The 26897-nt window shown below is 57.4% G+C and carries 34 protein-coding genes and 1 pseudogene; 10 read left to right on the top strand and 25 right to left on the bottom strand.

The genetic code is table 11. The features are described 5' to 3' along the window. Positions 1-52: 52 nt before the first annotated feature. The 6 genes from psmA to EIK79_RS02155 are packed head-to-tail and all read right to left on the bottom strand — an operon-like array spanning position 53 to position 3240. Positions 53-805: an archaeal proteasome endopeptidase complex subunit alpha gene (psmA, locus tag EIK79_RS02180; RefSeq protein ID WP_124953492.1), complete on the bottom strand. Its 753-nt coding sequence runs from the start codon at positions 803-805 to the stop codon at positions 53-55. A 2-nt stretch (positions 806-807) separates the two neighbouring features. Beyond that, positions 808-1287 (bottom strand): Rpp14/Pop5 family protein, encoded by a 480-nt coding sequence (locus EIK79_RS02175; protein ID WP_124953491.1) that lies wholly within the window; start codon positions 1285-1287, stop codon positions 808-810. A 3-nt stretch (positions 1288-1290) separates the two neighbouring features. Next, entirely contained in the window at positions 1291-1914 is a 624-nt protein-coding gene (locus EIK79_RS02170; protein ID WP_124953490.1) for a class I SAM-dependent methyltransferase, read from the bottom strand. Further along, on the bottom strand, positions 1898-2593 hold the full coding sequence (locus tag EIK79_RS02165) for an RNase P subunit p30 family protein (RefSeq protein ID WP_124953489.1): 696 nt from the start codon (positions 2591-2593) through the stop codon (positions 1898-1900). The genes EIK79_RS02170 and EIK79_RS02165 overlap by 17 nt, the downstream gene beginning before the upstream one ends. 8 nt (positions 2594-2601) lie before the next feature. Then, a complete protein-coding gene (locus tag EIK79_RS02160; RefSeq protein WP_124953488.1) occupies positions 2602-3039 on the bottom strand; it encodes an RNA-binding protein in 438 nt (145 codons plus the stop codon). 9 nt (positions 3040-3048) lie between these two features. Then, on the bottom strand, positions 3049-3240 hold the full coding sequence (locus EIK79_RS02155; RefSeq protein ID WP_124953487.1) for a DUF1918 domain-containing protein: 192 nt from the start codon (positions 3238-3240) through the stop codon (positions 3049-3051). Positions 3241-3443: 203 nt separating this feature from the next. On the opposite strand from EIK79_RS02155, the pseudogene EIK79_RS19370 reads away from it, so the two are divergent. Then, positions 3444-3536 (top strand): annotated as a pseudogene (locus EIK79_RS19370) (heavy metal-binding domain-containing protein); the annotation flags it as partial. Between the two features lie 117 nt (positions 3537-3653). Here EIK79_RS19370 and moaC read toward each other — a convergent pair. Genes moaC through EIK79_RS02130 form a run of 4 tightly spaced genes read right to left on the bottom strand, consistent with a single transcriptional unit; the run spans position 3654 to position 6864 of the window. Beyond that, complete coding sequence (gene moaC, locus EIK79_RS02145; RefSeq protein WP_221621652.1) at positions 3654-4133, bottom strand: cyclic pyranopterin monophosphate synthase MoaC; 480 nt, start codon at positions 4131-4133, stop codon at positions 3654-3656. Continuing rightward, positions 4130-5563 carry an NAD(P)H-hydrate dehydratase gene (locus tag EIK79_RS02140; RefSeq protein ID WP_124953485.1) on the bottom strand — a complete coding sequence of 478 codons (1434 nt, stop codon included), beginning with the start codon at positions 5561-5563 and terminating at the stop codon, positions 4130-4132. Before EIK79_RS02140 ends, moaC begins: the two co-directional genes overlap by 4 nt. A 52-nt stretch (positions 5564-5615) precedes the next feature. Then, a complete protein-coding gene (locus tag EIK79_RS02135) occupies positions 5616-5894 on the bottom strand; it encodes an acylphosphatase (RefSeq protein ID WP_124953484.1) in 279 nt (92 codons plus the stop codon). 49 nt (positions 5895-5943) lie between these two features. Then, positions 5944-6864, bottom strand: coding sequence for a DNA-3-methyladenine glycosylase family protein (locus EIK79_RS02130; protein WP_124953483.1), 921 nt, complete (start codon positions 6862-6864; stop codon positions 5944-5946). Positions 6865-6944: 80 nt separating this feature from the next. On the opposite strand from EIK79_RS02130, the gene EIK79_RS02125 reads away from it, so the two are divergent. Then, positions 6945-7415 carry a DUF555 domain-containing protein gene (locus EIK79_RS02125; protein WP_124953482.1) on the top strand — a complete coding sequence of 157 codons (471 nt, stop codon included), beginning with the start codon at positions 6945-6947 and terminating at the stop codon, positions 7413-7415. A 262-nt stretch (positions 7416-7677) separates the two neighbouring features. Here EIK79_RS02125 and EIK79_RS02120 read toward each other — a convergent pair whose 3' ends face one another. The 3 genes from EIK79_RS02120 to EIK79_RS02110 all read right to left on the bottom strand — a co-directional run bounded on the left by EIK79_RS02120 (position 7678) and on the right by EIK79_RS02110 (position 9379). Then, positions 7678-7917: a UPF0058 family protein gene (locus EIK79_RS02120; protein ID WP_124953706.1), complete on the bottom strand. Its 240-nt coding sequence runs from the start codon at positions 7915-7917 to the stop codon at positions 7678-7680. 206 nt (positions 7918-8123) lie between these two features. Beyond that, positions 8124-8306 carry a DUF7836 family putative zinc-binding protein gene (locus tag EIK79_RS19405; RefSeq protein ID WP_124953481.1) on the bottom strand — a complete coding sequence of 61 codons (183 nt, stop codon included), beginning with the start codon at positions 8304-8306 and terminating at the stop codon, positions 8124-8126. Between the two features lie 92 nt (positions 8307-8398). After that, positions 8399-9379, bottom strand: coding sequence for a transcription initiation factor IIB (locus tag EIK79_RS02110; RefSeq protein WP_124953480.1), 981 nt, complete (start codon positions 9377-9379; stop codon positions 8399-8401). Positions 9380-9673: 294 nt separating this feature from the next. Here EIK79_RS02110 and EIK79_RS02105 point away from each other — a divergent pair, with 294 nt between their 5' ends. Then, on the top strand, positions 9674-11170 hold the full coding sequence (locus tag EIK79_RS02105) for a sodium:solute symporter family transporter (protein WP_124953479.1): 1497 nt from the start codon (positions 9674-9676) through the stop codon (positions 11168-11170). Between the two features lie 130 nt (positions 11171-11300). Here the strand turns inward: EIK79_RS02105 and EIK79_RS02100 are convergent, their stop codons facing one another. Next, positions 11301-11585 carry a DUF357 domain-containing protein gene (locus EIK79_RS02100; protein ID WP_124953478.1) on the bottom strand — a complete coding sequence of 95 codons (285 nt, stop codon included), beginning with the start codon at positions 11583-11585 and terminating at the stop codon, positions 11301-11303. 116 nt (positions 11586-11701) lie between these two features. Here EIK79_RS02100 and EIK79_RS02095 point away from each other — a divergent pair, with 116 nt between their 5' ends. From EIK79_RS02095 to EIK79_RS02085, 3 genes are all read left to right on the top strand, one after another. Continuing rightward, positions 11702-12163: a hypothetical protein gene (locus EIK79_RS02095; RefSeq protein WP_124953477.1), complete on the top strand. Its 462-nt coding sequence runs from the start codon at positions 11702-11704 to the stop codon at positions 12161-12163. A gap of 87 nt (positions 12164-12250) precedes the next feature. Next, complete coding sequence (locus tag EIK79_RS02090; protein WP_124953476.1) at positions 12251-13291, top strand: NAD(P)/FAD-dependent oxidoreductase; 1041 nt, start codon at positions 12251-12253, stop codon at positions 13289-13291. Positions 13292-13929: 638 nt separating this feature from the next. Next, entirely contained in the window at positions 13930-14220 is a 291-nt protein-coding gene (locus tag EIK79_RS02085) for a DUF7545 family protein (RefSeq protein ID WP_124953475.1), read from the top strand. A 21-nt stretch (positions 14221-14241) separates the two neighbouring features. Here EIK79_RS02085 and EIK79_RS02080 read toward each other — a convergent pair whose 3' ends face one another. After that, positions 14242-14901, bottom strand: a complete 660-nt coding sequence (locus tag EIK79_RS02080; RefSeq protein ID WP_124953474.1) for a 2,5-diamino-6-(ribosylamino)-4(3H)-pyrimidinone 5'-phosphate reductase — start codon at positions 14899-14901, stop codon at positions 14242-14244. A 63-nt stretch (positions 14902-14964) separates the two neighbouring features. Next, complete coding sequence (locus EIK79_RS02075) at positions 14965-16077, bottom strand: NADH:flavin oxidoreductase/NADH oxidase (RefSeq protein ID WP_124953473.1); 1113 nt, start codon at positions 16075-16077, stop codon at positions 14965-14967. A 245-nt stretch (positions 16078-16322) separates the two neighbouring features. Between EIK79_RS02075 and EIK79_RS02070 the strand changes: the two genes are divergently transcribed. Continuing rightward, on the top strand, positions 16323-17588 hold the full coding sequence (locus tag EIK79_RS02070) for a S8 family peptidase (RefSeq protein WP_124953472.1): 1266 nt from the start codon (positions 16323-16325) through the stop codon (positions 17586-17588). Positions 17589-17595: 7 nt separating this feature from the next. Here the strand turns inward: EIK79_RS02070 and EIK79_RS02065 are convergent, their stop codons facing one another. Then, positions 17596-18027, bottom strand: a complete 432-nt coding sequence (locus EIK79_RS02065; RefSeq protein ID WP_124953471.1) for a DUF5796 family protein — start codon at positions 18025-18027, stop codon at positions 17596-17598. 135 nt (positions 18028-18162) lie between these two features. On the opposite strand from EIK79_RS02065, the gene EIK79_RS02060 reads away from it, so the two are divergent. After that, the gene (locus EIK79_RS02060) at positions 18163-19008 is read left to right on the top strand and encodes a shikimate kinase (RefSeq protein ID WP_124953470.1); all 846 of its coding nucleotides are present in this window, start codon (positions 18163-18165) and stop codon (positions 19006-19008) included. Further along, the gene (locus tag EIK79_RS02055) at positions 18966-19271 is read left to right on the top strand and encodes a chorismate mutase (protein ID WP_124953469.1); all 306 of its coding nucleotides are present in this window, start codon (positions 18966-18968) and stop codon (positions 19269-19271) included. The genes EIK79_RS02060 and EIK79_RS02055 overlap by 43 nt, the downstream gene beginning before the upstream one ends. Positions 19272-19313: 42 nt before the next feature. Here the strand turns inward: EIK79_RS02055 and EIK79_RS02050 are convergent, their stop codons facing one another. Further along, the gene (locus EIK79_RS02050; RefSeq protein WP_124953468.1) at positions 19314-19592 is read right to left on the bottom strand and encodes a hypothetical protein; all 279 of its coding nucleotides are present in this window, start codon (positions 19590-19592) and stop codon (positions 19314-19316) included. A 360-nt stretch (positions 19593-19952) separates the two neighbouring features. Here EIK79_RS02050 and EIK79_RS02045 point away from each other — a divergent pair, with 360 nt between their 5' ends. Continuing rightward, complete coding sequence (locus EIK79_RS02045; protein WP_124953467.1) at positions 19953-21401, top strand: aryl-sulfate sulfotransferase; 1449 nt, start codon at positions 19953-19955, stop codon at positions 21399-21401. Between the two features lie 353 nt (positions 21402-21754). Here the strand turns inward: EIK79_RS02045 and EIK79_RS02040 are convergent, their stop codons facing one another. The 7 genes from EIK79_RS02040 to EIK79_RS02010 form a co-directional block, all read right to left on the bottom strand. After that, entirely contained in the window at positions 21755-22126 is a 372-nt protein-coding gene (locus EIK79_RS02040; RefSeq protein WP_124953466.1) for a hypothetical protein, read from the bottom strand. 190 nt (positions 22127-22316) lie between these two features. Beyond that, positions 22317-23264 carry an AAA family ATPase gene (locus EIK79_RS02035; RefSeq protein WP_124953465.1) on the bottom strand — a complete coding sequence of 316 codons (948 nt, stop codon included), beginning with the start codon at positions 23262-23264 and terminating at the stop codon, positions 22317-22319. A gap of 102 nt (positions 23265-23366) precedes the next feature. Next, complete coding sequence (locus tag EIK79_RS02030; protein ID WP_124953464.1) at positions 23367-23993, bottom strand: nucleotidyltransferase family protein; 627 nt, start codon at positions 23991-23993, stop codon at positions 23367-23369. Continuing rightward, positions 23990-24229: a hypothetical protein gene (locus EIK79_RS02025; RefSeq protein WP_124953463.1), complete on the bottom strand. Its 240-nt coding sequence runs from the start codon at positions 24227-24229 to the stop codon at positions 23990-23992. Before EIK79_RS02025 ends, EIK79_RS02030 begins: the two co-directional genes overlap by 4 nt. Before the next feature lie 165 nt (positions 24230-24394). Further along, positions 24395-25165, bottom strand: coding sequence for an enoyl-CoA hydratase/isomerase family protein (locus EIK79_RS02020; protein ID WP_124953462.1), 771 nt, complete (start codon positions 25163-25165; stop codon positions 24395-24397). A gap of 68 nt (positions 25166-25233) precedes the next feature. Continuing rightward, complete coding sequence (locus tag EIK79_RS02015; RefSeq protein WP_124953461.1) at positions 25234-26322, bottom strand: Gfo/Idh/MocA family protein; 1089 nt, start codon at positions 26320-26322, stop codon at positions 25234-25236. An 88-nt stretch (positions 26323-26410) separates the two neighbouring features. Next, positions 26411-26782, bottom strand: coding sequence for a DUF7344 domain-containing protein (locus EIK79_RS02010; RefSeq protein WP_124953460.1), 372 nt, complete (start codon positions 26780-26782; stop codon positions 26411-26413). Positions 26783-26897: the final 115 nt, after the last annotated feature.

The following is a 26897-nucleotide window of genomic DNA, read 5'->3' as shown; positions in this document are numbered from 1 at the left end:
GGTGCCGTATGTGGCCAGTGTCTCGCAATGTCGCTGTCGAAGCGTGAACGCACTACTCTTCGTCGTCCGTGTCGTCGGGGAGGAGATCGTGCTCGTCAAGATACGATTCGACCTCGTCCTCATCGAGTACCTGGTACTGTTCGGTTTCGCTGTCGATGGTTGCGACGCCGAGTCCTTCCGCCTCAAGACCGTCCTCGTTGACCGACGCGAGTGCCTCAAGAGCGAGTCCGATGCCGCCTTCGAGATCCATCTCCGCTTGGTACTGTTCTTTGAGGTACTCTTCGATGTCCGAGCGGTTCGCGCCGACTGCGAGCGCTTTCCATTCGTAGGGCGTTCCCGAGGGATCCGTTTCGAACAGCCGTGGCTGACCATCATCGATGCCACCGATAATGAGCGCGACGCCGAACGGCCGCGCGCCACCGACTTGCGTGTACTGCTGGATGTTGTCAGTGACGGCCTTCGTCAGCGTTTCCACCCCGATCGGCTCGCCGTAGCGCAGTTGGTTAACCTGTGAGTAGCGCCGAGCGTAGTCGATGAGCTGTCGGGCGTCAGCGACGTGACCCGCGCTGGCGATGCCGACGTGGTCGTCGGCCTTGTGGAGTTTCTCGACGCTTTCGCCCACCAATAACGGCGATCTGATCCGTTTATCAGCGAGAAGAACGACCCCATCGGCCGTCCTGACACCGACGCTTGCCGAGCCACGTTTTACCGCCTCACGAGCGTACTCTACTTGATACAACCGTCCGTCCGGTGAGAAGATCGTAATCCCCCGGTCGTAGGCTTGCTGTTGGCTTTGTCCCTGCATAGTTACTCGATATCGAAGTCGGTCGCACCCGCGAACCCGTTATCGGTTCGTACCGCGATACGTCGCTCCCGAACGAACGCGAACCGATCGGCATTCTCGAACGCAACGGTTCTTTCCTCTGGGGTTTCCAACGGACGCCGTATATACCTTTCTTCGCAGGCTCGGACCGTTCCACCGACACCGCGCACGGCCACCCGTACTGGCTGGTCATCGATCTGATCGATACAGGCGATCACTGCCCGTCCGCGCTCAACTTCCCCGCGCCGTACGCGGACGACGGCCGCTCCGTCGCCGTTGCTGAACGAGAACCCGAACACGCTCAAATCCACCTCCGCACTTCCAACGTCTCCGATGAGGTTCTGGGCGTTGTAATACAGTTCCCGTTGGAACTGTCCGCGGGTGATCTGCGCGTCTGGCCACGCCTCGATCTCGACGCCGAGATAACGCCACCGCGGACGAAGGTGCTTTGGAAGATGGCGCACGGTTCACTCCTCGCTTCGGGTGGTTCGCTCCGCGACCAACACGCCGACTTGCTCGTGTATCCGTTCGACGGCGGTCAGCGAGAATCCGGCGTCCGTCAGGGCGTCAGCCAGTACGCCCACTGTCGAGGGGTCGTCAACTTCGGGATCGTAGTACGGCTCGTCAGGATCTGGGGTGTCGAAAAACATCACGTCTCCGAGGACGAATCGCTGGGGACCGAGTGCGGCGATCGTTTTGATCGCTGCTCGTTTTTCATCGTCGCTCAGGTGGTGGAGCGCGAAATTCGAAACGACGATATCGACGGGACCGTCGTAGTTCGGTTCGCGGAACGTACCAGTTCCGAACGCCACGTTTTCGATGTCGTGAGCGGCTGCTTTCTCTCGGGCTTGGTCCATCATTCCGTCGCTGATGTCCCGGCCGACGACCCGTGCCGCGTCAGCCGCCAGAGACAGTCCGATCGCGCCAGTACCGGTGCCGAGATCGAGAACGGTGTCCGATGGCTCCGGAGCCGCGTGGTCAATGACGAGGCTCACACACGCGCGATACTCCTCGTTTTCGGGTTGCTGCTCGTCGTAGGCCCCAGCGTGGTCGTCGAACCGTGCCGCGTGTTCCTCAATCGTCTTCTTCATACCGTCCGATACGGACGCCAGGCTCAATGAACGACTCGGACCGTCGATCCCGGTTGCGCGCTGCGATCTCCTTCCACGCCAGTAGCCCGTGGCGTATCTGGTCGTCAGTGAATCCGATGACGGTTCCAACTCCCACGAGTTCCCGAGGGGCCCGCAGTTCCAGGTGGCTGTGGGGATCGCCGCTCACGACGTACGGAACGTCGTACTTGTCGACGAGCGTGCGGAGCCGCCGAAGATCTCGAAGCGCGTTGACGCGTTCGCCGCCGTCGGCGCGTAGCACGCGCGCGAAATTGAACTCGATGTGGACACCGTTATCCGCCGCGGCGCGCGCAAGGACATGGTTGAAATCGCCGTCGGCCATCGGGTGGGCGAGGACATCGACCCGCTCGTCCTCACACGCCAACCGATTGTGTTGCCCGCCGTGGACACAGACGATCGTCTGACGCGATCGGTGGCGCGTGATCGCGCTCGCCATCGACGACCGGTCATCGGCACGGAGCTCCACGCCCGCAACCAGATCGACGCCGAAGCCTGCTGCGATCTCGTTTGGATCATACTCCGCCATGGCGTCGTCGTGACACCGAACGACGAGACCGTCGTACTCCAGTTCGGAGGCGGTGAGCGCGAGGCGGGAAACTGTACTTGTCCCATCAGGACGCGCGTGAACGGCCTCATACATGGATCAGATCACTCTGAAAGCGGATCGAACGCGTCAATCACGTTCTCGATCGCGGATTCTTTTTTAGCTGGATACGCTTCGACCTTCCCACGGAACGAAAGCCCCTTTCCGAGCGTTACCTCTCCAGCCAGAGCGGCTTGTTTGTCGAGATACAGATACAGCTCGCAGTTTTCGGTCACTCGTCGATCGAGTTCATCACGCAACTGTGTCCACTCCTCGGCAGACAACTGGTCGAGTTGTGCGAGGACGTGTCGGATCGCGTCCGCGCTTTCGACCCGCGCCGATAACACGACGATGCGGTCGCCAGCATACCCCGTATTCTCAACGCGCTCGATTTCGAACTCCTCCGGCAGAAACGTTCGGAGAGCACGCTCAACGCGGGGTTCGTCCTCAGTGGCGTAACAAAACGCCTGAAGATCGACGTAGTGGAACGGAACACCCGACACGGCCGGTCGTTACTCCTCTGAATCCGAAGCAGGTTCGAGAGCGTCTTCCGGCACGCCCTGTTCCTGTCCGTCTTCGAAGCTCACTGTGTACGTCGCGTCACCGAACATCGTCTCCATCACTTGGGTAATCGTCCCAACGTCACCGTCGTGCTCGCTGTGTTGATCGTGTAACACCACGGTGTCGTCTTCATCGAATGCCATATCCCCCATACCCCACGATTCAACAAAAAAACCCTGATTTCCGACCCGGACGACCACGGCCGAATTTGTATATATATTGTCGTCATCGGCTCCAACGGACAGGTTGCTCTTACCGACCGCACGGAACGGACGCCGCCGTTCGATACGGAAACAGATTGGAACTCATTCAAACGTTTAATTATACCTTACAATACATATCTACCATGGAGTTTGTCACCACTGAAACGGTTCCCGGCCGCGAGATTCAGAAGACACTCGGCATCGCGCGTGGCAACACCGTCAAAGCGCTTGACATTCTCCTCGCCTGGTTCAGTTACGTACCGGTCTTTCTCCGACTGTTCGACGCGGATGCTGGTGACGACCGATCTGGTCCATTGCGACTGAACTGAGACCGTCGTCCGCCGCGTGTGTCATCACTCGATCGTCGTTTTCTCCTTGCTGTGGACGTGCACGTCCTTGATCCGGGTGGTGGGGTACTCGCCGTGCTCGTCTTTTTCGGCGGCTTTCACCATGTCCCAGACGACGTTCAGCCCGGTCGTAACGCCGGTGAGTGCCTCCATCTCGCAGCCGGTTTTGCCAATGGTTTCGACGGCGACCGTCAGCGACAGTCGGTCCTCTGCTACTTCGAAGTCGGTGTCGACGTTCGTGATCGGAATCTGGTGACACATCGGGATCGACTCCCACGTGTGCTTGACCGCTTGGACTGCTCCGACGCGGGCGGTCGCCAGAACGTTCCCCTTTCCGATCTCGTCGGCATGGACGGCGTCGACAGTCGATGGTCGAAGCTCGATGGTTCCAGTGGCGACCGCTCGGCGTTTTGTATCGGGCTTTCGACCCACGTCGACCATCTGGACCGAGCGCTCATCATCAATGTGTGAGAACGCATCGGTCACGCGTCTAGCACCACCGGAACGTTTTCGATGAGATCGAGTGGGGAGATCGATGCTCGTTCGTTGCTGGCTCGCTCACCGGCCCGGCCGTTGATGTACGCGCCGATCGCGGCGGCGTGGATCGGATCGAGAACCGACGCGAACGCCCCGACGATACCCGCGAGCACGTCGCCCGTTCCGCCGACGGTCATTTCGGGCGTTCCGCTGCGGTTGACGCGCGTTCGTCCGGTAGATCCATCGGCAATCACGTCGTATCGTCCTTTCAATAACACTGTCACACCGAGATCCGTCGCAAGCGTTCGGACATCGTCCATCCGGTCGCGCCAGCTGTCGCTCGGATCTCCACCCATGCGCCGGAATTCGCCAGCGTGTGGGGTGCAGACGAGCGACGCGTCGGTATCAGCCGCGTCGGGGACCACACCGAGAGGATCGGCGTCGACGACACACGTACCATCGAACGAGGAAATGAACGATTGGGCGGCAGCCAGTGACTCATCGTGGGCACCCAATCCGGGACCGAGAACGGCGACATCAACCTCAGCAGCCGCTTCGAGGAGTGATGTGACGTGGTCGGAATCCAACCGGTCACCGGTCAGTGGCGTCGTGATGAGGCCTTCGTTGAAGCTCTGCACGGTCTCCGCCACCGCGGTGGGACAGGCAACCCGGACGATGTCAGCACCGGCGGCCAGCGCAGCCTGTGCGGTCAGTGCCGGCGCGCCCGTGTACGGACCGCCGCCGATAACGAGTACGGTTCCGTTGTCTCCTTTGTGGCTGTTTGGGGCTCGTCCAAGTCGGAGCAGATCACCGCGCTCGACGAGTGTGTCAGCCATCGCAGGGATCCCAATGTCGGCAACCGTCACTGACTGCTCTGGTGACTCCAATCCTGGTTTCATGTCGTGGAACGTGACCGTGTGATCCGCATCGACGGCGACGGAGGCTACGGTGCCACTGTTCGCGTCCATCCCGGACGGAACGTCGACGGAGACAACCGTTCCGTCGCTCTCGTTGATCCGTTCGATCGCCGTGTGCGCGGGTTCACGGGGCGCGCCTCGCACGCCGGTTCCGAGGATTCCGTCCACGATGAGATCCGGGGTTCCGAGGTCGAGATCACGCGAATCACGCGCCTCACGGATGTCGTACTCCCCTCGATTGAGGGCCACCCAATTCTCCCAGCTGATCTCCGTGCTGATCGTTTTTGCACGCCCGAGCAACAACACCGTCGGATCGTACGCGTCGAGAAACCGCGTAGCCACGAAGCTATCTCCACCGTTGTTTCCTCGGCCTGCAACGATCACGACATCGTCATCGGGTTCGGCATGCTCTCGAACGACACGGGCGACAGCACGGCCGCTCGATTCCATCAGCTGCTTTCGGGGAACACCGAGTGCGGCCGCGTTCGCGTCCACGACGGCCATCTCTTCGATCGTAATCATGGCCGGACGTTTGCTTGCTCGGGGGTTAAACCTACGGGGCCGTCGGACCGCGTTATCGCCGGACCTGAAAGCCCGCAACACCCTCGGGATCGCCGTATTCGACAGTCACGTCGTTCACATCAGCCCGTGTGCTTCCTGTGTGACACCACTCGACCATCGACTCAACCGCGCCGGAGGGTCCCTCAAACACTGCTTCGACGCGGCCGTCGTCCAAGTTCTTCACCCAGCCGTCGACGCCCCGCTCGGTAGCCGCTTCGCGCGTCGTCGCACGATAATACACGCCTTGGACCCGTCCCGAGACAAAAACGTGTGCACGTGTTCGGTCGGACATGCTGGGTGATTCCGTCCGAACGAACAAAACCGTCGGGGACATCTCCTGTTTATGCCGCAACGTCTGTCTCCTCGGCTTCTCGGAGGTAGTGGAACACGTACGTTTGCGCGTAGCCCGCGTACTCCGCCCCGAATCGCTCCCGAATCGCCCGCGACATCTCCGTATAGCTGTCGCGGTCGCAGTCAGGGAACTGATCGGCGATCGCGCCTCGGATCCACGTATCGAGTGGGACGGCTTGGAGGAAGTCCAATGAGAACAACAGCACGCAGTCAGCAACCTTCTGTCCCACACCGACGAACTCTGTGAGGCGTTCTCGTGCCTGTTCATAATCCATGTCGATCACGTCTGTAGGGTGGAGTTCCCCGTTTGCGACCATCTCTGCGGTCGCCACAACGTACGGTGCTCGGTAGCCGAGCTTGAGTTCACGGAGTTCGGCTTCTGTCGCAGTTGCCAGCTGCTTGGGCGTCGGAAACGCGTGGTACGTCTGTCCGTCGAATTCGACTGGATCTCCGAACGCACGGGCGAGCGAACGTTGCATCTCGTGAATGCGCGACACCCGCATCTGTGCCGAGCAGATGAACGAGACAAGCGAGGAAAACGGGGGATCGCGAACGAGACGTAGTCCCCGGTACGCCTCGTATGCCTCCCGAATCAGCGGTTCGTCTGCCGTCTCATCCATGATCGCGTCGAGATTATCATCGAGACGGAGGAGATCCACAAGCGGCTCGTGGGCGTCGATCGTCGATTCCCACTCCAGCCGTCCATCGCGTTGCCGGACGCGGACGACGGCGGGCTGACCGACCATCGTCGCAGGAAGCACAGTAGAGTACCACGCAGACCCGCCGTACGTGTGTGTTTGGTCATACATCCGTCCATCCTCGCGCGACCACGTGTAGCTCTGTCCGCTCTCAACCGTCGATTGGAGATCGAACGCGCCGACAGAATCGAGCGAGATGACGCCCTGCTCCATCATCCCCAGTAACGATCGATGAGGTTTTCGAGCTTTCGATCGAGGCGAAGGTTCATACGGTCAGACAGCGAAAAGGAACTATGGACTGTCGTGTCGTCGTCGAGGCGGCAATACCCGTCTACGATGTCGGTTCCGCCGATGAAGCCGTGCGCATCGCGATTTCGAAGACAGGGGACATGCTCAATCCCGATCTCAACTACGTCGAGATCTCGATGGGAACGCGTTCGTGTCCGCATTGTGGCGAGGAGATGGAGCCGGCGTTCGTCGCCGCTGACGAGGCCTTAGTCGCCCTCGAACTCGAAATGACGGTGTTCAACGTCGAAGACGAAGAGCACGCATCGCGCATCGCACGCAAAGAGATCGGCCAGCGAATGCAGAAGGTACCGCTCGACATCATCGACGTCGAAACGATCGATTCCGATTCCGACTCCGACTCCGACTCCGAATCGGAGTCTGATTCCGGAGAGACGTCCGCAGAGACCAACAAAGCCGAAGAGACAGATGACGAGGATCTGCTCCCAGATTTCCAAGATCTGATGGAGGAGAACTGACCGTCACACTCGACGGCGAACGACATCGTGAGCGGCGCACAAAACGAACGGTTAACAAGCAGGTGACCCCAGAGCGGAACCGCTGTTCGAACCGATCGGATGAGACGCGTATTTCTCGACTGTTGATGAATTATCATTACATAATCTGATGTATCCTGCCCGTACTATCGGTAGGATGATGCTACTTCGTGATGAACGGATCCACAATCGGAGAATGCACTGTCAGTCGGTGTCGGTATCCGCAGAATACTGGGTGGCGATATCAGTCAGCAGTTGCTGAGATGGGCTGCTCGTCTTCGACGGTCGTTATTTCGCCCGTAATCCCTTCAGCCAACGCAAAAACAGCCTCTTTGTGGTCAGTTTTCGATTTGTGAATAGATGTCGGCTGCACACCGAGTTCGTCGTATGCCGTATGATCAACAGCGTTCTCGCTTCGAAGTTCGTAGTGGTTGCATACCTCTGCAAGCAGACCGTGAAGGTGGATCAGTTCCTGCTTTTTCATGGTCGGAAACACATAGTAACTCCGGGCATATAGTATTACCCTGAGACACGTTACCATTTGTCTGCGATAGAAGCCCTGTGGCGCCTGCTCAAAGGGGTTTCATCCTTCTGGCGATTAAGCAGTGGAAAGAAAGAAGATCGATTCATCAAACAATGTATATCAATATAGTGCTCGGTAGTTGCTAGAAACGTGTCTATATGCTAGACCTACCCGAACGTTTTGAGTGTCTCAAGTTCGTGCTCTGTGCGCGCAAATTCCGACAGACGTCGACTCGCGTGACAACCAGGGCAGTGATACGTTGTACCGGGCGTCGGCAGATCTCCCGGTGATGCGGTCCATTGCTTGCCACACTCCGGACAAAGCAATCTCACGTACGTTTCTGTCGGCATACTCGAAAGATGTACACGCAGTACTAAAAAGGTTGACCAACTACTCAGAAAATTTCACTTTCACTACTATTTGTGTGAGAAGACACGTCAGTTTAGGCTGTCGGATTGGCATCCGCTTCGAGGATCTCCTTGTAGCGGTTCCGGATCGTGACCTCGGAGATGTTGGCAACATCTGACACTTCGCTTTGGGTGACCTTCTGATTGCACAGCAGTGACGCGGCGTAGATCGCTGCCGCTGCCAGTCCGACCGGGCTTTTGCCGCTGAGGATTCCCGCTTCACGAGCGTTGCTGATGAGGTCCCGAGAACGGCGCGTGACCTCTTCAGTGAGGTCGAGATCGCTGGCGAACCGAGGGACGTAGCTCTCGGGGTCGGCTGGCTTGATTTCGAGGTTGAGTTGGCGCACCACGTACCGGTAGGTTCGCGTCAGCTCCATCTTATCGACTCGGGACACCATCGTGATCTCATCGAGGCTCCGTGGCGTACCGGCTTGACGAGCGGCAGCGTACAATGCCGCAGTAGCGACGCCCTCGATCGACCGCCCCGGCAAGAGGTTGTCCGACAGCGCACGCCGGTAGATGACGCTCGCGGTCTCGCGGACGGTTTCGGGAAGGCCGAGTGCCGACGCCATCCGATCGATCTCACCCAGCGCCTGTTTCAGGTTGCGCTCTTTGGAGTCCCGCGTCCGAAAGCGCTCGTTCCAGGTGCGTAGCCGCTGCATCTTCTGGCGCTGGCGCGATGACAGTGAGTTGCCGTAGGCGTCCTTGTTCTGCCACCCGATGTTCGTCGACAACCCCTTATCGTGCATCATCGTGGTGGTCGGCGCACCAACACGGCTCTTCTCGTCTTTCTCTTGGGCGTCGAATGCCCGCCACTCCGGACCGTGGTCTATTGAGTCCTCCTCAACAACCAGCCCACACTCCTCACAAATGGTCTCTCCGTGTTCGCTGTCGGTTATCAATCGACCGCCACACTCCGGACACGTCGAGACTGACTCTTGTTCCTCTTCGTCCTCCCGTTCAGTGGTCGATTCTCTCGACTCTTCCGTGTATTCTCGGATTGTCGTATCACTCATGATTATATCTGATGGGCGCGGCTCGCGGGTAAATAAATCAGGAACCCGTCGACCGCACCTATCGCCTTACCCACCGTAAGTCCGTAAGGCATATAAATGTTTCGCTCTCTGGAGGCGAAAAACCGATTGACTGCGTGACGATGAACGTCAGTTATCCGAACTGGAACGAACCGAACATGGTGGGGTGTGGTATCGACCAACAATATGAATGTTTCGTCGCCTACGATCGCAGTCACCACATCTATGTATCAGCGGTAAATATCACCGAGTAATGATTCTGAGAGGTGGTCGTGAGTGATTTCCTCGTCGGTCGCGCTCGGTGTGACCGCGCTCGTGGTGGGTGGGGTATCGGTGGTCGGGATGTGGTTCGTGCGTGGCCGGATCGGCAGCGTGGAAGATTACATCAGTGCGAGAGACAGCGCCGGGACGGGGACGCTCACAGCGACGCTCGTCGCGTCAAGCATGGGCGCGTGGATCCTGCTATCGCCCGCAGAGGCGGGCGCTGCGTTCGGCGGTATCACCGCTGTCTTAGGATACGCGGTCGGGAGTGCCGTTCCGATGGTGATTTACGCGGTGATCGGGCCGCGCATCCGAGAACTGATCCCTGCGGGCCACACACTGACGGAGTATACGTACGCCCGGTTTGGTCGGCTGATGTACGGATACGTGCTCCTTGTGAGCGTGGGGTACATGTTCGTGTTTCTGGCGGCGGAGATGACGGGTATCACGGGGGCGTTGTCGTTGGTCGCAGGCGTCCCAATGTGGCAAACTGCGCTGTTGATCGGTGGGTTCGTTCTCGCGTACACCACGTATGGTGGACTCCGAGCGAGTATTTTCACCGATACTGTCCAAGCGTTGGTGATCCTCCCGCTGCTTGCGGTTAGCTTCGGTGTTGCGCTGCTTGAACTCGGCGGAACCCGCGCCGTCTACGAGAGCGTTGTGGCGTCGAATCCGCAGCTGTTAGATCTGGGCTTTGCTGTCGGTGTGGAATCAGGCGTCTACATCGCCGTCTCAGTGCTCGGAGCGGAGATGTTGAATCAAGCGTGGTGGCAGCGCGTCTACGCGGCCGAAAACAAACGGGTGCTCACACGGTCGTTTCTCGTGACGGCCGTCGCGGTCGTCCCGATGATATTCGTTGCCGGGTTGTTCGGATTGGCTGCGCAAGGCCTCGGTTTGGTGGAGGGCAATGCGAGCATCGCCTTCTTTCTCGTGACCACGGAGGTGTTTCCCGACACAGCTGTTCTGGGGATCGTGATCCTCGCTGTGTTGCTCGTGATGAGTAGCGCAGACACGCTGTTCAACGCTATTTCGAGCATCGTAACCGCCGATCTCCCTCGAATTCTCGATCCAGGCGAGAAGACGCTCACCACCAGCGCGCGCGTGCTGACGGTGATCGTCGCGCTGGCGGCCATCGTGATCGGCGCACAGGGGTACAGCGTGCTCACACTCTTTTTCGTGGCCGATCTGCTCGCTGTGGCGACGTTCATCCCCTTGCTGACCGGACTGTACGCGAGGCGGCTGTCCGGCCACGGAGCGTTGCTGGCGAGCCTCACCGGATTGCTCGTCGGGGTGTTGTTCTTCCCGATCGCTCGGCCGTTGCTGTCGGCGCTGGAGCCGTCCCTGCCAGCCGCGACGTATTTGAGGTCGTTTCTGGGTGCCGCGATCGTGTCGGGCGGTGTGACGGCCCTGGCTGCGGCCGTCGGACGATCGCGGATCGATTTCGATCGGCTCGACCGAACGATTACGCGGTTCGATCACGGTGTCGATGATACTGGCGGTGATGAGCGATGATCACGATCGGGCCGACCGTCTTCACGGTGGTGACGTGGGGGTCGATCGCGCTCGTCTGTCTTATCTTTCTATACGAGCTGTACGTGGTGTTGGCCGAGTACGATATCGTGTAAGGTGGACGATCGAACACTCACACTGTAAAGAGGTGACCGTCGGTTGGCACGTCAAACAGTCCGATGCGAGCGCCCGCGTCGAGCCACGCGTGGCCATACGAGAAGGCAGCCAACGCGTTCACGTCGTCTCCCTGCTCACGGAAGTGCCGTCCGTCCTCAAGATACGAGTTGGCCATCTCGTGGTACTCAGCCGCGCTCTCTCTCAGCGGTGTCTCTTTCGGTGGCGCGATCGTGGCTTCCGCAAGCGCCTCGGCTAACAACCGCTCGTACCGGTCGGTCTTCTCTTCGAGATCCGCGGCCATACCGTACGTCAACCCGGATGTCCGATTAACGGTTTGGATCCAGCGGAGTCGGAGCGTCAGGTAGCTAATAATTATAATACCAAAAATATTTGTAATAGATATTGGTATGAATCGGTATGCTACAGAAAGTCAACTGGGGCACAGCGGTTCAGGCAGTCGCTATCGGGATGCTTCTCGTTGGTATCACCAGTGCGAGTTTCGGTCTCTACACCGGATCCCAGTCGTCTCCGTATCTAGTGCAACTCGAAAATGAGAGTTCGTCTGTGAACGAATCGGTACCATACGAGAACCTCACCTCATCACAGAAAGAGCTGTTCGATCGAATCGTTCCTGAGCAGCAAGGCTCGGGTGGCGGTGGAGCCGCCTCTGTCGGCGGTGCGTCGTTGCAGTTTTTCGCTAACAACGTGGTCGAATACAATGGTGGCTACTACGCGTTTGAAATACAGTATGAGGGTGAGGAGGGCACGGTTCAGGCTTCGTTTGTTGCTGGCGGATGTGCGTTGTTCGGTCTTGGATTCGTGGTGTTCCTCCTCCCCCAATTCGTGTACCGACAACAGACAGGGAATTCTGAAACGTGATTATTGCGCCGCACCACGACCGAGATATCGGAATCCCCTCGGGATTGAACAAGCTACTAATGTCGCCCGTGACTACTACCGATACTGATGACTGACGCCACACACCGACGGCTCATTATCACGGGGACGGGGATCGCCGGCCTGTCCGCTGCGATTTATGCGGGTCGGGCGAACAACGATCCACTCGTGATCGAAGGAACCGAACCAGGCGGACAGCTCACGCTCACAACTGATGTCGCCAACTATCCGGGCTTTCCAGAAGGAATCTCCGGGCCGGAGTTGGTCGACCGGATGAAAGAGCAGGCGACTCGCTTTGGAGCCGACATCGAACACGGTGTGGTCACCGAAATCGATGACACCGATCGCCCGTTCCGGGTTGAATGTAACGACGGGTCGACCTACACCGCTGACGCGGTGATCGTCGCCTCGGGAGCGAGCGCGCGCACCCTCGGTGTTCCCGGAGAGGACGAGCTGATGGGCTACGGCGTCTCGACGTGTGCGACGTGTGATGGCGCGTTCTTCCGTGGGGAGGAAATGCTCGTCGTCGGCGGTGGCGACGCCGCGATGGAAGAAGCCAGTTTCCTCACGAAGTTCGCCTCGAAAGTGTATCTCGCTCATCGCCGGGAATCGTTCCGCGCCGAACAGTACTGGGTGGATCGCGTTCAAGAAATGGTTGACGATGGGGAGATCGAGATCCTCCGCAACACGGAACTGACTGAGATCCACGGAAGCCAAGAGGAGGGCGTTTCGCACGTCACACTCGCACACAACGAGTCTGGTTATCCCTCTGAGAAACTCGATGAACCGGAGACAGAAACCACCGAACGCGACGTGGGGGCCGTCTTCCTCGCCATCGGTCACACGCCCAACACCGAGTATCTCGATGGAACGGGCGTGAAAACCGACGAAGACGGATACATCATCACCAATGGCGGTCGGGGCAGCGGCCAAACCAGTACCGACGTTGCAGGGCTGTTCGGCGCTGGCGATGTCGTTGATTATCACTATCAACAGGCTGCAACCGCTGGCGGAATGGGCGTCAAGGCCGCACTCGACGCGGACGACTATCTCGATCAGCTCGCTAGAACCCAGCAGGCCGAGGTGGCTGCCGCCGAATCCGACGACTGAGCACTGCCACGACCCACTCATGCATTCTCATCGGTATAAACCATAATATATTATTGCACTATAGACATATTACCGTTGTATGCTGGGATGGATGTGCTGTTGTCACCGAGATACTGCCACACTTGAAAAATCAGTTTAGATACATAATATGGGGTCGGAACGGTGGACCCGCCGGACAGTTTTGCGACACGGTAGCGCTGTGGGTGCGACGGCTATCCCCGCAGGCTGTCCGGTTGTCATTGAAGCTAGGTATATCGAACAGGAGACGTACAACGGGTATACGATTCTCACTCACCTCCTGAGAGCACCTATAGCCGTCGGTGACAACACAGTACTTTATCCCCAAACAGTAAGTATATTTTAAAAAAGATTATTGATGAAAAAATAGAGAGATAGATCGGTACGGCGATCAGATCGAGGCGTTTGCGACGCTCAGCGAGTATCTCGCGGGAGACATCATTTGGTCGGGTTTGAGTTTGAGACGGGGTCTCTACCGTACTCTCCGTTGGCACGGATCGATAAAAGAAAATGCCCGTAGCAACGCCTCAAACGGCGTGTCGTGTGTACAGCATTTGATGGGGCTTGCTTCTGCCGCTTGTACCCAACAGAGGTTAGTGGTCGTCGGTCAAACGGGGGGTATGACGACAGACGCAAACGACGTTGTCATTACGATTGCAGGGCCGAACGACGAAACAGAGGTCGCGCTACCGGAGTCGTTGTTCGATGCACTTTCGAACGAAGAAGAGACGGCTTCCGACGTTGTGAGTGACATCCTCGTCCTGTCGTGTGCACAGCGCGTTCACGCGCTCGTTCATCACGGTGAGGAAGAGATAGATGAAGACCTTTCTGCTGTTGAAGACAGGATGATGGCCGTGTTCGAGGAGCATTTCGGGATGACGTTCGCTCAGGCGACCGGACACGATCACTGAGTCCGTTTGTAGGGCAGGCAGTCACTCGTTTTCAACGCGCCACCGGAGTAGCACACCGTCACCGAGGCGTTCGACACCACGGAGTGTCAACGCCGGAAACGATTCAACAAATCCGTTCCCGTCAGCGAGCGTCGGCGCGTCTTGGCCTCCGATGACGAGCGATCCGACGTACACCGAAAGCTCATCAACGAGCTCCGCTTCGAAGCAGGAGAAGATCAGTTCGCCGCCGCCTTCAACTAGCAGTCGCTCGATCCCCTCGCGTTCAAGGGCACCGAACGCGTCAGGGAGATTCACGCGATCGGTGCCAGCGACGATAACCCGTGCGCCGGCGTCTCGGAACGCGTCGCGTCGCTCTGGCGGAGTGGCCTCACTGGTGAGCAGATATGTTGGTGCGTCGCCGGAAAGCAGCCCAGCGTCGAGTGGGGTCCGTCCCCGGGAGTCCACTACGACGCGGGCTGGCACACCTGTCGGCTCGATTTCGGATCGACGCTCACGGTCAAAGCGGATCAGTGACGGATCGTCGGCTATCACCGTTCCGACACCCACCACGATTGCATCGACTTCGGCCCGCCTGCGATCGACGCGAGCAAAGTCGGCGTCACCGCTGATACGAAGCTGTTCGCGGCGGTGGGTGGCGAGCTTGCCGTCTGCGCTCATCGCGGCGTTAACGAGAACGTGCATAGTGGGATCGATTTCCGTGAACGCATAAAACACCGAGCATGGATCGGCGTCAGCGAAACAGATCTACTCCGGGGCGATTCCGGGGTATGCCCGGTAGTACTGCGGCGGTGGCGTGATCTCCTCGGCACCGAGCTCAGACGCAGCGGTGAGCGTGAACTGTGGGTCACGGAGGTGTTCACGACCGACGACGGCGAGGTCGGCCTGTTCAGTCCGGACGACTGCGTCGGCGTGCTCGGGCGTCGTGATCCCGCCCACGGCGCCGACACGGATGTCTTCCGTCGTTTCCGCTCCGATCCGTTGGGCGTAGGTTGTTTGATAGCCTGGCCCAGTGTCGGGGAGTTGCTGGCCGGGATGAATGCCGCCCCCGCTCACGTCGATGAGATCCACACCGTTCGTGGCGAGTTGATCTGCTAGACGAATCGACTCCTCGACCGTCCACGCGTCCCGGTCGGGAAGCCAGTCAGTGGCTGAAATCCGAACGAACACGGGTTGATCGTCGGGCCACACCGAGCGCACAGCAGAAACTACCTCACGAAGCAGTCGTGTCCGGTTCTGGAAGCTCCCGCCGTAGTCGTCGGTCCGCTGATTCGTGACTGGCGAGAGGAATTCATGGAGGAGATACCCGTGTGCAGCGTGAACCTCTGCGATCTCGAACCCCGCAGCGAGTGCGTTCTGTGCAGCGTTCTCGAACGCCCCAATGACGGTTTCGATGTCGTCTTGATTCATTGCACGCGTCGGCGGCGCGTCGTCCTCGTAGGGCCACGGGTCGGAGCTGGGGGCAAGCACTTCCCAGCCACCGTTGTCAGGCGAAAGCGGCGTGCTTCCGTCCCACGGCCGACGCTTCGATGCCTTCCGCCCGGCGTGAGCCAACTGGATCCCTGGAACACTTCCCTGCTCGCGGACGAACGACGCGATCGGTGCGAGCGCGTCAGCGTGCTCAGTGTCCCAGATACCAAGATCCTGCGGCGTGATACGACCACGCGGCTCGACAGCCGTCGCTTCAGTCATCACGATGCCCGCTCCGCCGATCGCGCGACTCCCGAGATGGACGTAATGCCAGTCCGTCGCTACGCCGTCGCCAGATTCGCATGAATACTGGCACATTGGGGAGACCATTACCCGATTCGGAAGTGTCGTCTCACGCAGCGGTAATGGGTCGAAAAGATTCGCTGTCATTGATCGTTCCTACCTGTATCTAGCGGATGGGAATGACGAAGACGGACGACCTTGCCGGCCCCGAACGCGTTTTTACTGTTGCCACGGCTTGGGGTCAGTGACCGTCTCTCGTCGCGTGATTCACTTCTGCACCAAACATACCTACATTTACATGATATTAATTAACTATATACTTATGGACACATATAAAATAAATTCAGATAATCCTATATGTTATCGGGTTTATTGTAATTATGTTACCATATATGACAGAAAGTCCCTCCAACGATTTCGATCCAAGCCGACGTGATGTCCTCCGCTCTGTCGCCGGTGTTGGCGCGTTCGGATTGGTTTCTGATGTAATCGACGAGATCGCGGCGGATCTCGTTGCGATCAACGTGGGGTACCACGATGACGGCGTGCTCGATACGATCGGCACGTTGGTAAACGACATCGACCTCCTTCGCACGTACGCATGGGGCGCAGCGACTGTCGCGGTTCCCAAACCGTTCCTTTCAGACGGGTCGGTCCAGACCCTCCAGGCAGACGATTCGGTGCGGTATGTCGAACAGGATAAAGCTGCTCAGGCGTTCCAGCAGCAACTACCGTGGGGGATCGACCGCGTCGATAGCGATGTGGCTCACGAACACGGACGGACCGGCAGTGGTGGCGATGTCGCCATCATCGACACCGGTATCGATAGCTATCACTCCGATCTCGACGCAAACATCGGTGAGGGTGATTCGTTTACACTCGGGATCGGAATCCTTTCGGAATCGAGCGAGCAGCAACGTGCTGAACGCAAGCGCAAGCGGGTCAAACAGACAGCAACACGCAAGGAAGCAACCACACAAGGCGGACTCATTCCCGACTGGCAGGACGACAACGGTCATGGAACGCATTGTGCCGGCATCGTGGCTGCCGTCGATGACACGAACGGTGTCATCGGTGTGAGTCCCGACGCGACGCTACACGGGGTCAAGGTACTCACAGCATTGGGGAGTGGTACCGCGTCGGATATTGCTTCCGGAATCGAATACGTCGCCAACCAAGGATGGGATGCCGGGAGTCTGAGTCTCGGTTTAATGCAGGATTCAGCGCTTCTCCGGGAGGCCTGCCAGTACGCTACCGATCAAGGTACGCTTTTAGTGGCCGCTACAGGTAACAGCGGTCCCTGTACCGACTGTGTTAGTTTCCCAGCTGCTTATCCAGAGGTTGTCGGTGTCGGGGCAACGACCAGCGACGACGCACTCGCTTCGTTTTCTTCGACCGGACCAGAGGTCGATCTGGTTGCGCCGGGAGCGAACATCCGATCGACGTATCTCTCCATTCTGAGCTCGTATCAGTCCCTCTCGGGAACGTCGATGGCCTGTCCGCACGTCGCCGGTGTCGGTGGGATGTTGATGAACGACGGCTATTCGAACACCGAAGCGGCCGAACGACTCACTGCGACCGCCGAAGACATCGGACTATCAGAAACCGAAGCCGGCACTGGACTGCTCGATGTTCCCGCCGCGGTCGGTGTCGAATAATACGGACTCACTCGCTTGCAGCGACAATCTCCCACGATCGTTCTGCGCGTTCGTCTTCAGCGAAGACGAACACGCGCCCGCGCGCAGCAGACGGATCGGAAGCGACTTCGATCTGATAGCCGGATCGCTGCACTGTAACGCCCGGAAAGATCGATCGCTCTTCATCGGTTTCTACTAGCACTCGTCCGACACCAGTGTTGCGGAGGATTTCATCGGCGGTCTTCCGATCATTCACGTAGATCATCACGCCCTCAGTCTCTGTGGGATCGGTGACGAGGACGTGTACCTGAGTACCTGGTGGCGCACGGACCGGCCCACTCGTTTTCTCCGGAACGCCGTGATAGAACACGCTTCGATCGTCTAAGTATTCCACCTCGACCCCTTCCGGTTCGAGAGCGATCCGAAGAGTGTCCGGAGAAATCTCGCTTCGTTTGCCCATAAAACACGTATTCGAGACGCCTATAAGAGAAGCACGCACTGGTTTCTTTTCGTATCTTGTCAAATAATTTCTGTGTTTCTGTGTAACCTTGGCCAGGACCACCAGTGGTAAGTGTACCCACCGTTAGGGACACGTGTGAACGGCCGAGCAATAGCCCCTGCTGCTGGCACTGTTTTGAACGCGCTTGCAACCGGGATCGGGTCAGCGTTCGCCATCGACAGTGAGATAACTGCAACCGTCCAGCTCACGCCCGACGGGCCGATCACTGGCGAGATAGCGGACGCACCAGACGCCGACACACGGCTCATCGAACGGTGTGTTGAACTGGTCGTCGAACGGTTCGGTGATGGACACGGTGGAACGGTACGAACCCAAAGCGAGATTCCGATGGCAGCCGGATTGAAGAGTTCGAGCGCAGCCGCAAACGCGACGGTGCTCGCAACGCTCGACGCGCTCGACGCTTCCTGTCCCCGCGAGGACGCGGCTCGAATCGGCGTTACTGCCGCCAGAGACACCGGCGTTACCGTCACAGGGGCGTTCGACGACGCCAGCGCAAGCATGCTCGGCGGATTGACGATCACCGACAACGCGCGTGATGAGTTGCTCGATCACGACACCGTCGATTGGGATGTGCTCGTTTGGACACCGAACGAACGAGCGTTCAGTACTGATGCCGATGTCGACCGGTGTAAAACGATCGCACCCATGGCCGATCTCGTGGCTGACCTAGCGATGGCGGGCGATTACGGACGGGCGATGACCGTGAACGGGTTGGCCTACTCCGCAGCACTCGGCTTCCCGACTGAGCCACTCATAACGGCTATGCCTCACACCCGTGGTGTCACCTTATCGGGAACGGGGCCAAGCTTCGTTGCAGTCGGTGATCAATCGGAACTCGAACAGGTCCAAGAACGGTGGAACACGTACGACGGAAACACATGGCTGACGACAACACGGACGGACGGAGCACAGAGGAAATGACCCTTGAACAACTGCGCGATGAGATCGAGACGATCGATCAAGAAATCGTGGAACTGATCGCACAACGCACGTACGTCGCTGAATCGATCGCCTCCGTCAAGCGTGAGCGAGGACTGCCAACGACGGACGAATCACAGGAACAGCAGGTGATGGAGCGAGCGGGCGAGAACGCGGCCCGTTTTGACGTGGATGCAAACCTCGTGAAAGCCATTTTTAGGTTACTTATCGAAATAAACAAAGTTCATCAACGGGAATCCCGGTGACGGTCCGCTCCGTCGACGACTCGTTCTCGGTGTTTCTGGCAGTCACACGGACACCGGCGAAACCATATTCCATTTCGTAAGTTCGTTGAGCGCGGTTTCAAGGACCGTGTCGACCTGCTCGTCGATCGGTGTTTCACGCCGGGGACCCTCAAGCAGCACGCGAAGTTCGAGTACGTCTTCGAGTGCCACGTGCGGATGGTGAGTGTACAACGCCTGAAGGGTAATGGTTCTCACCGCTTTCGGTGTCGGGGGCTTCCGGCGCTCGGTGAGAGATCGCAGTGCTGCACTGCGAACGGTACGACGGCAGTCGTGATCGGTCATGGATCGAACCATATTTTGTGTATTACTACCACAATATCGTGGTAAGGGAACCTTATCGGTCGCTGTGACACCAGGTTACGTGGCTAGTAGATAGCATTCCTTCTGCTTGTATATCATTTGTCTTCATGTATTAAATTTTCTCAGAATTTTTGGTATATGATTCTGAATCGGTAGTGATTTCCCAAACGGGTTTCGGCGTTGTGTCATTCAACCGATCACTTCTCAGTATGATCCGTAGACCTCGAAGAGGATCGTTGGATTACAAATACGGTCCCGATCTGAATACAATAAATAATAGATTAGTAACAATTGCTTATTGAATCGGTATATATTTGGTAATGACACACGAGCAAATTCGTAATGAGTGCTCTCCGTTCGTTACTGTCGGGTCGTTTGGGTGTCGTTCGTCTGTGTCTTGGTTTGGTAATCCTCCTTCTGTGTGTCTCAGCAGTGTCAGCGACGATTGGCTACTCGCCGCCGGAAGTACATCCAGTTTCTATCGATCGGGAGCCACCGGGGGATACTGTCATTTCTGTTCAAGGGTATAACATTTGGGGAGTAACAAATCCACAGAAGCCGGCACGGCTTCTTTCAGTCGCCCCGAACGGTTCCCTCGGGTGGCACACTTCTGGTGATCAACTTGACGTATCGTGGTTTTACGATGTCGATCCGCTTGCGAACGGCGATCTTCTTGTCGTCGGCACGATCGAAAAACAAAAAACACGCGTTTTGCGTGTCGAACCAGACACGGGTACCGTCAAATGGTCTGAAACGCTTCCGTTGTGGGATACCCACGACATCACCCTGACCGAAAACGGGAATCTACTCGTGGCAAACATGCGCAACACGGAAAACGGCACCAGTAATGACCGTTTGTACGTTTACAACCGAACAACCGACGAAATCGACTGGGAGTGGCGTTTCCGTGACCATTATCCGAACGAAACCGATGCGGGCGTTTCCTCGGACGACTGGACACACGTCAACGATGTTGACATCATTTCCCCCGGGTTGTACATGGTCTCGCCACGGAATTTCGACGAAGTCATCGTCATCAATCGATCGACCAATAAAATCGTCATGCGATTAGGTGAGGATGAGAGCCATTCGACACTGTATGAGCAACACAATCCGTCGTATCTTCAGGGTCCCGATGGACGACCGACGTTCCTCGTTGCCGACAGCGAGAACGATCGAGTCGTCGAATACGCCTGCGACCGAGCCGATTCAGATCACCCGCTCGACGGTGATATGAAACCAAACTGTGATTGGAATCAGACGTGGGAGGCTGGCGTTGACCAACTCTCGTGGCCACGGGACGCCGATCGGCTTCCCACCGGCAACACCCTGATCACGGACACTCTCAACCACCGGGTTATCGAGATCTCTCCCAACGGCACTGTTGTTTGGGAGTACAGTGCGCCGTGGCTCCCCTATGACGTGGAACGGCCCGCACATGGGCATGAACCGGATGGACCGACGATGCAGGAACTGAACCAAACGGGAAGCCACTCCCTCACGAACGGATCGGTGAACCCGAGACAGGATATCACTGGCCCGAAACTCACAGACCAGATCGCCACAGCCACCGAAGGGGTTCCGGGAGATCACGTGATCGCGGCTGGTCTCGATCGATTCAGCAAAGTCGCTCCGTGGATCCGTCCCGTCTGGCTGAGTCCTAACGGATTTTTCCTCCTCAGCTGTGGGGCACTCGTCGGCGTTGTCTGGGGCGGTGGAGAGTTTTTCATCCATCGCGGACGGATCAGCACAGTGCTTCGTCGCCACGTATGCCGACTTCGCACTAGTTGACAATCGAGTCTCTACCCTTTATTTATCTGAGCAGTTATGTTACGGACAGCGGACGCTTCTGCCGTATCGGCTGTATTCGCTTTGGATCCTGGATAATCCGATTGAAACTTACGTGAGGCGAGGAAATACCACAACCGTGTCCCTCGTCTATTCCCGACGATTGGTAGTGAAATTTGATCGTAATAATATTAAATCTTATTGTGCAATTTGATATGTAGCATATGAACACTATGTCGATGCCATATAATTACGAGAATAGTGCCGTAACCTCATCTGACTTATCAAATAAGAAGATTAGTTCCGTAAGACATGTCACCTGTCGATTGCTGGGATCTGTCCACTGATACTGTAAATCAGGACACCCGTCCACCACGATGATCGGCCGTCGTCGTTTGCTCAGTACTTGACTGGAAACACGACAGGACCCGATTCGCCAGTCGGGAGTACGTCGCTTGATCAACCATCGAAAGTTCGACCATCGACCGCCCGCTTACTGTGGTTTCATCCTGTTCGTTCGAGATGAACTGCTTGCGCCGAACTGGCGAGTGAAACACACGGTATAAATCCTTGCCCGTGTACGTTTCGTCGCTCGCTGCCATTGCAAGTAACGTTGTCCGGACGATGGGTTCTACTCCCACATCTCCGCTTTCCTCGTCGGTCAAGCGTAACGCAGCAATCCACACATCGATGTCATCCGCATTGATCTCTCGGCTCCAGATCAACATCTACTTTCCAATATTATATCTATTAATATAATAGTTCCGGTAGTACGGATAAAATATAATAAATATATGATGTCTATTGATAGTGAAATACAATAGATACGTGGCTGCTCCATACGTGGCTAACAATGAATGACAAGCGCGTCGCGGAAACGGCACGAGGAAGTGTTCGATTCTTCAAATCCAGTAGAGATCACACGGTCGGCACGGGAACGCTGGTGAGGATGTCTTGAACGATCTCTCGTTCTGATAACTCTTCGACGGCGGCTTCTGGGGTTCGGACGAGTCGGTGAGCGAGCACGGGCGGCACGAGCGTTTTGATATCATCGGGCGTGACGAACTTTCGGCCCTGAAGCACGGCGTACGCTCGGGTCGCCTCAAGCAACCGTTGTGTCCCCCGCGGCGATACGCCCACCGAAACGTGTGGCTGCTGCCGTGTCGCTTCCGTAATCGCAACGATGTACGCAAGAAGATCCGAATCGACGTGGACCGATTCGGGCACGGATTGAAGTGTTCGGACGTGGTCGGTCGTGATCTCCTCTTGAACGGACGGTGTTTGTTGGTCACGAGTGAGTCGGCGGTCCAGAAGTTCGATCGCACCATCCGTATCGGGGTATCCGAGGCTTGCTTTGATCATGAAGCGGTCGACCTGTGCTTCAGGAAGCGCGAACGTGCCTTCCATGTCGATCGGATTTTGCGTTGCGATGACGAAAAACGGGTCAGGCAGCGCGTGTGTTTCACCGTCGACCGTGACTTGTCCTTCTTCCATCGCTTCTAAGAGCGCAGCTTGTGTTTTCGGTGGCGCACGATTGATCTCATCAGCGAGGAGGATGTGTGTGAAGATCGGTCCCGGCGAGAATTCGAACGTCCGATCTTGCTCGTTGAAGACGTGTGTACCCGTAATGTCTGCGGGTAGCAGGTCGGGAGTGAACTGAATGCGAGAAAACGAAAGTCCGAGTGCCGTAGCCATACTCCGAGCGGTCAGTGTTTTACCTGTCCCGGGAACGTCCTCTAACAGGACGTGACCCCGAGCGAGGAGTCCCACCAACACTGTTTCGAGAACTTCCCGATCAGCGATGACGGCAGTCTCGATGGCTTCGAGGACCGCATCACACCGGGCGGTAGCGTCGCTGATTTCCATACCTGTTCTCGACACGTTAGCTACATATTATTACTGTATCTTGTTAGCTTTCATCAACAATTCGTCAGAAGAACACGTGTATTGTGCATCATGTCAACGGTGCTATTTGATGTCCGAAACAGTATCGATATCACGAACGACGCCGGGATCGTTCGTTTCGACGAGCACGGCCTCGTTCGATTTCGTGATGAGTTTCTGTCCTCCCCGGTCACCCTCGATGGTAATGAGCGCATCGTAGTGGCTAGCATCGAACAGCGTTGGATTCCCCTGCATCCCCTCATAGGCGGCCGCGAGGATGGTGTACGTCGATTCTGCGTAGACGTTCACTAGTTGTTGGACCGATTGGGAAGTGATGAACGGCATGTCTCCCAATCCGAACAGGACCCCATTCCATCCTCGATTGCGGGCCACAACGATGCCACAGTGGAGTGACGTGCTCTGGCCGTGGAGATACGCCTCGTTTACTACGAAAGTGACGTTTAAACCATCAAGCGCGGCCCGCACGGCGGATGCGTCGTGACCGACGACAACGACGACATCCTCAGCGACGGCGAGAAATGGCTGTACCGCTCGCCTGATAATCGGTACGCCGTCGATCTCGTGTAAGAGCTTGTTTCCCTCACTAAAGCGGGTGCCACGTCCTGCGGCGAGAAGAACACATCCCACCTCATCATCCGGTTCGACATCGTAGTTCGCAGACTCTAGAACCGGGAGATCGGTTTCGCTCACGCGGACATCACGCTCCGAACGGCCGCCTCACCGTCACGGTCGAGAGCCGCTCTCGGCAGTTTCGAACAGGTGGCTCCCCGTGTTCCGAGCCAAACAGGATTGATCTCACCGAACGTGAAGACGGAGCGATATACAGTAGTGCCTGCAGAAATCGACGCTGTGTTGATGGGTGCGTGCAGACGGTTCGATTCGTGAATGTTCTCCCCAGAGAACAGAACGCCACTGTCCTGGTTCATGTGTATTAGTACCACACACCCGCATAAATTGCTTCTGACTACTTGATAGATAGAATTGTATTTAACCTAATGTATGTGAACTGTGACGCTGGTGGTTGGAGTCACGAGTACGGACATAGCGTGTGACGCCGAGTGATCAAACGTCTCGTTCACAATAGGAGAGAACTACTGACCAGTGAACGTAGGGTCTCGCTGTTCAGCGAACGCTTGGATTCCTTCTGTGAAGTCTTCGGTGGTCACCATCCGCTTTTGGGCACGCGTCTCAGCAGCAAGCGCTTCCTCTAGCGAGCGGTGTGTGTTCCGGAAGAGTAGCCGTTTCGCTTCCCCAACCGCTCGCGTTGGTCGCGAACACAGCATCTTGACTCGCTTATCAACGACATCGTCTAGGTTCGAGTCCGAGACCACCTCGGTTGCGACACCGAGCTCGACGGCCTCTTCAGCATCGATCCGTCGGCCAGTCGTGAGCAGTTCCATCGCTCGACGCATTCCCACGAGCCGAGGAAGGACGTAGGTCGCACCAGTGTCGGGGGCCAATCCGATGTCTGTGAATCCCCATCCGAACTCGGCAGACGCACCAGCGTACACGAAGTCACACGCCGTAGCGATCGAGGCACCGGCACCGATCGCCGGGCCGGGCACTGACGCCACGGTTGGTTTTTCCATTCGGAGGAGGCTTGTCGCAATGGCGTTCAGTCCGCCTTCGAGTTCGGCTGCTGGTCCCTCAGCCCCGATTCCACTTGCAAGATCGATACCGGAACAGAACGCTTCGCCAACACCGGTAACGACCACACACCGTACTGAACGGTCGTGAGCGATCGTCCGCAACGATTCAGCCATCGTTTCACACGCCGCTGACGAAAGCGCGTTCATTCGGCCGGGATTCGAGATCGTGACGGTCGCGGCTTCGTCATTGCGGCTGACTGTTATCTCTGCCATGCTTTCGTTTTCGATCGGAGTGTCGTAACTCCGTTGTCTCACGACCACGGTGGAGACATTTCGTCGCTTCACTCGGGCGTGAGCAGTGGTTTCGGTTTGAGGGACGCGTCGGTATCGTCGTCGCTCGATCGGTAGATGGCTTCGAGGACGCGCTGGGTAGTGAGCGCTTGTTCAACCGTTGCGAGTGGCGTTTCGGTACCGGCAACGGCGTCGAGGAATCGGCGCTGTTCGACCCGGTGGGCGTTGTCCTCACGCGTCGTGATCGTGCTGTCAGCGAAGTGTGGTGCACCACTGGCGTCGGTCTCGAAGATCGTCAACTCTCCTGTATGGAGATCGAGCTTCGCGCCAGCCTCTGTCCCGTGGAGCACGAAATCGGTCGTGGGGGGGCGGTTGGCCGCCCAGGCGACATCGAGCGCGATTGTCGTGTCATCCCCACACCGGATGAACGCGCTCGCAGAATCATCGACATCGAACGCTCCATCTCCCTCCGTCCCGTGCATGTCGAGGTACGTGTACTCCGACCGATCACCGAACACCGACCGCGTCACGCCCGACACGTCCATTACCTCCGGAAATTCGAGCAGGTATAACGCGAGATCGATCGCGTGCGCGCCGATGTCGACGAGTGCCCCACCACCTGCCGTCGCCTCGTTCGTAAACCACGAGCCGCGGCCGGGAATCCCCCGACGACGGAGGTAGTTTGCCTCAATGTGATACACCTCCCCGAACCGACCATCCCGAAGATAGCTCACCAACACCGCCACAGGGTTGGCAACACGGTTGTGAAACCCAACCCGACAGACGGACTCCTCGTCCTCTACCGCGCGCGTGATGCGCTGGGCGCTCTCTGTGGTATGAGCGAGTGGTTTTTCGATGAGCACGTCGAGTCCAGCCTTCAAGGCGGCGATCGCGCACTCCTCGTGATACCGGTTCGGCGTCGTGATGATCACCGCGTCAACGGCCTCATACAGGGCCGCATGCGAATCGAATGTGGGAACATCGAACATCTTTTGGAACCGTTTCCGGGCCGAATCAGCAATATCCATTCCACCAGCGAGCGCCACCTCGTGCTGGGTGGCAAGCGACGTGAGCTGATCCGCGTGATACTGTCCGATCGTGCCCAAACCAACGATTCCAGTCTGTATCGGTCCAACCATGTCAACTGTTGACTGTTGTGACGCCGGACGTAATGAAGGTTGCTATCCGGGAGTTTAAATAACTCCCTGAACGCAATCGACAATCCCCTCACTGGAGCTTCGCGTCGATGGCTGTGAGCACGTCGGCGTACAACTCGAACCGCTCGCCTCGAACGATGGAATCGGTGTTTTGGGTGTCGAGAACACCGGCAATCGAAAGCCGTGTTACGTCTCGTTGTCGGAGTCCCTGAACGGATCGTCGAAAGTCCGACCGGGCCAGCGCTGACAGGGGTTCGTTCTGTTCGATCGAAGCACACACGCGGGCAAGCTCCTTAGTACTGACCGAAGCAGTCGGAGACAGTCGGTTCATGTACCGAATGACAGTACGTCGACGCAGCGTGCTGATCGGCTCAAAAAACGACTCCTGATCAGACAGTTCACGTAGTTGTTCGACGTGTGTTGTCGGATCTCGTCGCGTCATTGTTCGTTGATGTTGCCACGCAGTCTGTCACTGTACACAAATGTTTCTCTATTATAATGTAGTAAATATTTTTCGATAGTATGGATTATTATCTGAACCCAATCCTTTTCATCAG

Origin of the sequence: Halocatena pleomorpha (assembly GCF_003862495.1) — an archaeon.
GTDB lineage: Archaea > Halobacteriota > Halobacteria > Halobacteriales > Haloarculaceae > Halocatena > Halocatena pleomorpha.
Note: the sequence above shows the minus strand (reverse complement) of the source record. Positions and strands in the feature narration are given on the sequence as shown.

Bases quoted from the DNA above. Each gene is read 5' to 3' on its own strand.
- EIK79_RS02045 (WP_124953467.1), top strand. From the start codon at position 19,953: ATGAGTGCTCTCCGTTCGTTACTGTCGGGTCGTTTGGGTGTCGTTCGT.
- EIK79_RS19405 (WP_124953481.1), bottom strand. From the start codon at position 8,306: ATGCCGACAGAAACGTACGTGAGATTGCTTTGTCCGGAGTGTGGCAAG.
- EIK79_RS02080 (WP_124953474.1), bottom strand. From the start codon at position 14,901: ATGCACGTTCTCGTTAACGCCGCGATGAGCGCAGACGGCAAGCTCGCC.
- EIK79_RS02155 (WP_124953487.1), bottom strand. From the start codon at position 3,240: ATGGCATTCGATGAAGACGACACCGTGGTGTTACACGATCAACACAGC.
- EIK79_RS02125 (WP_124953482.1), top strand. From the start codon at position 6,945: ATGGACTGTCGTGTCGTCGTCGAGGCGGCAATACCCGTCTACGATGTC.
- EIK79_RS02130 (WP_124953483.1), bottom strand. From the start codon at position 6,864: ATGGAGCAGGGCGTCATCTCGCTCGATTCTGTCGGCGCGTTCGATCTC.
- EIK79_RS02165 (WP_124953489.1), bottom strand. From the start codon at position 2,593: ATGTATGAGGCCGTTCACGCGCGTCCTGATGGGACAAGTACAGTTTCC.
- EIK79_RS02110 (WP_124953480.1), bottom strand. From the start codon at position 9,379: ATGAGTGATACGACAATCCGAGAATACACGGAAGAGTCGAGAGAATCG.
- EIK79_RS02065 (WP_124953471.1), bottom strand. From the start codon at position 18,027: ATGGGCAAACGAAGCGAGATTTCTCCGGACACTCTTCGGATCGCTCTC.
- EIK79_RS02090 (WP_124953476.1), top strand. From the start codon at position 12,251: ATGACTGACGCCACACACCGACGGCTCATTATCACGGGGACGGGGATC.
- EIK79_RS02085 (WP_124953475.1), top strand. From the start codon at position 13,930: ATGACGACAGACGCAAACGACGTTGTCATTACGATTGCAGGGCCGAAC.
- EIK79_RS02020 (WP_124953462.1), bottom strand. From the start codon at position 25,165: ATGGCAGAGATAACAGTCAGCCGCAATGACGAAGCCGCGACCGTCACG.
- EIK79_RS02095 (WP_124953477.1), top strand. From the start codon at position 11,702: ATGCTACAGAAAGTCAACTGGGGCACAGCGGTTCAGGCAGTCGCTATC.
- EIK79_RS02120 (WP_124953706.1), bottom strand. From the start codon at position 7,917: ATGAAAAAGCAGGAACTGATCCACCTTCACGGTCTGCTTGCAGAGGTA.
- EIK79_RS02055 (WP_124953469.1), top strand. From the start codon at position 18,966: ATGGCTGACGACAACACGGACGGACGGAGCACAGAGGAAATGACCCTT.
- EIK79_RS02025 (WP_124953463.1), bottom strand. From the start codon at position 24,229: ATGAACCAGGACAGTGGCGTTCTGTTCTCTGGGGAGAACATTCACGAA.
- EIK79_RS02075 (WP_124953473.1), bottom strand. From the start codon at position 16,077: ATGACAGCGAATCTTTTCGACCCATTACCGCTGCGTGAGACGACACTT.
- EIK79_RS02015 (WP_124953461.1), bottom strand. From the start codon at position 26,322: ATGGTTGGACCGATACAGACTGGAATCGTTGGTTTGGGCACGATCGGA.
- EIK79_RS02070 (WP_124953472.1), top strand. From the start codon at position 16,323: ATGACAGAAAGTCCCTCCAACGATTTCGATCCAAGCCGACGTGATGTC.
- EIK79_RS02040 (WP_124953466.1), bottom strand. From the start codon at position 22,126: ATGTTGATCTGGAGCCGAGAGATCAATGCGGATGACATCGATGTGTGG.
- EIK79_RS02135 (WP_124953484.1), bottom strand. From the start codon at position 5,894: ATGTCCGACCGAACACGTGCACACGTTTTTGTCTCGGGACGGGTCCAA.
- EIK79_RS02050 (WP_124953468.1), bottom strand. From the start codon at position 19,592: ATGACCGATCACGACTGCCGTCGTACCGTTCGCAGTGCAGCACTGCGA.
- EIK79_RS02100 (WP_124953478.1), bottom strand. From the start codon at position 11,585: ATGGCCGCGGATCTCGAAGAGAAGACCGACCGGTACGAGCGGTTGTTA.
- psmA (WP_124953492.1), bottom strand. From the start codon at position 805: ATGCAGGGACAAAGCCAACAGCAAGCCTACGACCGGGGGATTACGATC.
- EIK79_RS02010 (WP_124953460.1), bottom strand. From the start codon at position 26,782: ATGACGCGACGAGATCCGACAACACACGTCGAACAACTACGTGAACTG.
- EIK79_RS02035 (WP_124953465.1), bottom strand. From the start codon at position 23,264: ATGGAAATCAGCGACGCTACCGCCCGGTGTGATGCGGTCCTCGAAGCC.
- EIK79_RS02170 (WP_124953490.1), bottom strand. From the start codon at position 1,914: ATGAAGAAGACGATTGAGGAACACGCGGCACGGTTCGACGACCACGCT.
- EIK79_RS02140 (WP_124953485.1), bottom strand. From the start codon at position 5,563: ATGATTACGATCGAAGAGATGGCCGTCGTGGACGCGAACGCGGCCGCA.